This is a genomic window from Jannaschia seosinensis (assembly GCF_001408515.1).
In the GTDB taxonomy this organism is placed as follows: domain Bacteria; phylum Pseudomonadota; class Alphaproteobacteria; order Rhodobacterales; family Rhodobacteraceae; genus Jannaschia; species Jannaschia seosinensis.
Genome location: NZ_CYPR01000053.1, coordinates 1 through 3071 on the forward strand (window position 1 = coordinate 1; position 3071 = coordinate 3071).

Annotated in this window: 4 protein-coding genes and 1 pseudogene; 2 read left to right on the top strand and 3 right to left on the bottom strand. The window is 62.7% G+C overall.

The genetic code is table 11. From position 1 onward, the window contains the following. Positions 1-551: IS6 family transposase (locus JSE7799_RS04635; RefSeq protein ID WP_055662570.1), on the bottom strand; the 551-nt coding region annotated here is incomplete at its 3' end. A gap of 296 nt (positions 552-847) precedes the next feature. Here JSE7799_RS04635 and JSE7799_RS04640 point away from each other — a divergent pair. Both JSE7799_RS04640 and JSE7799_RS04645 read left to right on the top strand, forming a co-directional pair. Then, positions 848-1111, top strand: a complete 264-nt coding sequence (locus JSE7799_RS04640) for a type II toxin-antitoxin system ParD family antitoxin (protein ID WP_055662571.1) — start codon at positions 848-850, stop codon at positions 1109-1111. A 2-nt stretch (positions 1112-1113) separates the two neighbouring features. Continuing rightward, a complete protein-coding gene (locus tag JSE7799_RS04645; RefSeq protein WP_055662572.1) occupies positions 1114-1407 on the top strand; it encodes a type II toxin-antitoxin system RelE/ParE family toxin in 294 nt (97 codons plus the stop codon). 28 nt (positions 1408-1435) lie between these two features. Here the strand turns inward: JSE7799_RS04645 and JSE7799_RS04650 are convergent, their stop codons facing one another. Further along, positions 1436-2317, bottom strand: coding sequence for a hypothetical protein (locus tag JSE7799_RS04650; protein WP_055662573.1), 882 nt, complete (start codon positions 2315-2317; stop codon positions 1436-1438). 44 nt (positions 2318-2361) lie between these two features. Next, positions 2362-2832: pseudogene (locus JSE7799_RS04655) on the bottom strand (transposase); the annotation flags it as partial. Positions 2833-3071: the final 239 nt, after the last annotated feature.

The following is a 3071-nucleotide window of genomic DNA, read 5'->3' on the forward strand; positions in this document are numbered from 1 at the left end:
AACCCGCCCATGACCTTCTCTCGTCGGCGGGTATGGCGATGCGATGCTTCTGCCGCGTTGTTGATCCCCTTGTGGCGACGGTGCTCTACGCCGGGTGCGAGTTTCGCCTTGGCCGCCGCATAGGATCCGAGCTTGTCGGTCACCATCACCCGCGGCAGGCCCCATCTCTTGAAGAGCTTGCGCATGAACTGCTTCGCGGCCGCGGTGTCGCGGCATGACTGCACGAGGATGTCCAAGACATGGCCTTTCGCGTCGATTGCCCGCCACAACCAATGCTTCGTGCCGTTGATCTTGAGTACGACCTCGTCGAGATGCCACTTGTCGGCTGGCCAGGGCCGATCGCGTCGGATCTTCGCGGCGAACTGCGTCCCGAACTTCGCGACCCACACCCGTATCGTCTCATAGGAAACGGCGACGCCCCGCTCGGGCAGAAGGTCTTCGACATCTCGCAGGCTCAGGGCGAAACGGTGGTACGCCCAGACGGCGTATCCGATGACGGTGCGCGGAAAGCGGTTCCCCTTGAGGCGGGAGAGATCGTCGAGGTTCAGCATCCAAGCGAGCTACCGGCCTTCCATGACGCCATCAACCTGATAGTGCCTTGGCAAGTCGGCCCAAGGGTATGTTGTTCGGCGGCAGCATCTTCCCGATCACCGCAGCCTTCCGTTCAGGTGAGTAAGCCATTTCGTCGTCCTGTCCCGCCCGCCTCAGAATACACTTTCTGCATCAGAGCAGGCGACAACTTCCCTGACAGAGGGGGACCCTCCTACACTGTTTATTCTTCCATTTGTAATCGCAGCAAAGCATCATAAGTATGATAAAGGAAGACGTACGCAGGAGGCCATCACTCATGCCCGCAGTGGAACGCATGACCATCACAATGCCTGCCGAGATGGCCGAAACATTGCGGCAAACGGTGGCTGGCGGCGAATACGCATCGACCAGTGAGGTCGTTCGGGAGGCGCTTCGGGACTGGTCCCGGAGCCGCGATACGGAGCGCCGTGATCTCGAAGCTCTGCGCGACGCAGTCCGAGCCGGGCTCGACAGTGGGCCGGGTCTACCGGCTGATCAGGTCTTCGCCGAGCTGCGCGCACGCTACACCGCCAAGTCCTGAGCGTGCGACGCCTGAGCATTCTGCCCGCGGCGCGGGCAGACCTGATCGAGATCGGCGATTTCATCGCGGTCGATAACCCCGACCGTGCCGTTTCCTTCGTGGCTGAGATCGAGGCCAAGATCCTGGCGGTTGCGACTCGACCCGAGAGTTTTCCCGCCCGCGACGAGCTCCACGCGGGCCTGAGGTCTGCGCGACATGGCCGCTACCTGATCTTCTTCCTCGCTGAGGAAGAAGAAGTTCGGGTCGTTCGAGTGCTGCACGGGGCCCGTGACTTGCCAAGGCTGTTCGAGGAATAGTCCCGGTTCGGGACACCCCGAAACGAAGCTATTCGCGTCTTCCTACCGCGGCGCGCAACTGACCCGTCATGTCGATGCCGTGTGCCATCTTGCGGACCATGAGAAAGACGTTTCCCGTCGTTCGTGCCCAGATGCGACCGATCGTGTCCTTCTCCCGCGCTTCGGGTGCCCCGACCAGGTGCTCGCCCTTGTATTCCACCACAAAGAGCCGCCCGTCGGTGAGCCGCGCGATGAAATCGGGATAGAAGCGGTGCCCCACGCGGGGCAGGAAGAAGGAGAGCGGGTGGCGGGCGACGTTTCGGGACCAAACTTCCACCTCGTCCAGACTGTCGAGCGCCCAGGCACATTGAAACTCCTCCCCGTTCGCATCGCCATCAATCAGCGGGGCGCGGTCGGCGCCCAATAGGTGGCGACGGAAGCGGAAGGCTCCTGTGGGCTGGGTCGGAACTGTGGCATAGGTCTCGGCATCGAACCGGACGATCTGCCGCGTGTCATGGGTCGGCGCGGCCTCGTCATCCAGCAAGGCCATCTGGTAGGCGCGACGGCGCGCCTCCTCGCGGATGGAACCCAGCTTCCAGCGGATGCGCGCGGCCACCTGATGCTGCCAGTCGATCAAGGTGCGGATATCGAGGCCGCGCTCCGTCAGAAGATCGGTGATCAGCGCCGCGATCCAAGGCATCATCTCGGCCTGGGGGATGTCCGGCGCACGGCATTCACGCTCAAGCCATTGAACCAGCGACGCCTCGAGATCCGCGTCGGAGGCCGTGGCGAAACCTGGAAGCGCCGTCTGCTCCTGCGTCGTGCGGCTATAGACGAGACGCTCGCCATTGAGATCGATTTCCACCACGTCGTGCGGGCGATGGAAGCTCAGCTCCTCTTCCGACAGGCGCGCGGCGTGATAGTGCCCCATTGCGTGGTGTAGGAGCGCCGACCTTCGGAGAGGTCCGAAGCTGATCAGGTGGCCACGGTGGGCAATCTGACGTCTGCGTTGTCGGTGACGCGCGCGAGGCTTTCAAGCGACATGTACCGCCGGGCGACTGTCCATTCGTCGTTTGTCTCGAGCATCAGAGCGCCGACCAGGCGAACAATGGCTTCGTCGTTTGGAAAGATCCCGATGACATCGGCGCGCCGCTTGATCTCGCGGTTTACTCGCTCGATTGGGTTCGTGGATGCGATCTGGGTCCAATGCTCGCGCGGGAAGTCCATGTAGGCCAGGACGTCGTCGCGGGAGGCGTCCATGAACACGCCGAGCTTTTCCTGCTTCTCGCGAAGCGCATCCGCGACCACTTCCCACTGGGCTTCGGCCTCGGCCTTTGTCTCCTGCGCGAAGATCGTCTTCAGCATCGCCGCCACCGCCGTACGCTGCTTGGCCGGGGCATGGGCAAGCGCATTGCGCATCCAGTGAACGCGGCAGCGCTGGTGGGTATTGTACCCTCAGGTCTGGAAATTCGCTTGAGACGCGGGGCGTGAGCTCGTGCTGGGGCGCCCCCCAGCACGAGCTGCCCATTCTGATATTCCATGGAGTTGCAACACAACCATGGAGAAGAACGAATGAACAGGCGGAAGGATACGGCGCTTGAGGCGGTCTTGGAACAGTTGATCGAGCACGGGCCCGGCGAGATCGCATCGGTGTTCGCGCGGGCTTTCGAGCTGGCGATGCAGAT

Coding starts and splice junctions, on each gene's coding strand:
- JSE7799_RS04650 (WP_055662573.1), bottom strand. CDS start 2,317: ATGGGGCACTATCACGCCGCGCGCCTGTCGGAAGAGGAGCTGAGCTTC.
- JSE7799_RS04640 (WP_055662571.1), top strand. CDS start 848: ATGCCCGCAGTGGAACGCATGACCATCACAATGCCTGCCGAGATGGCC.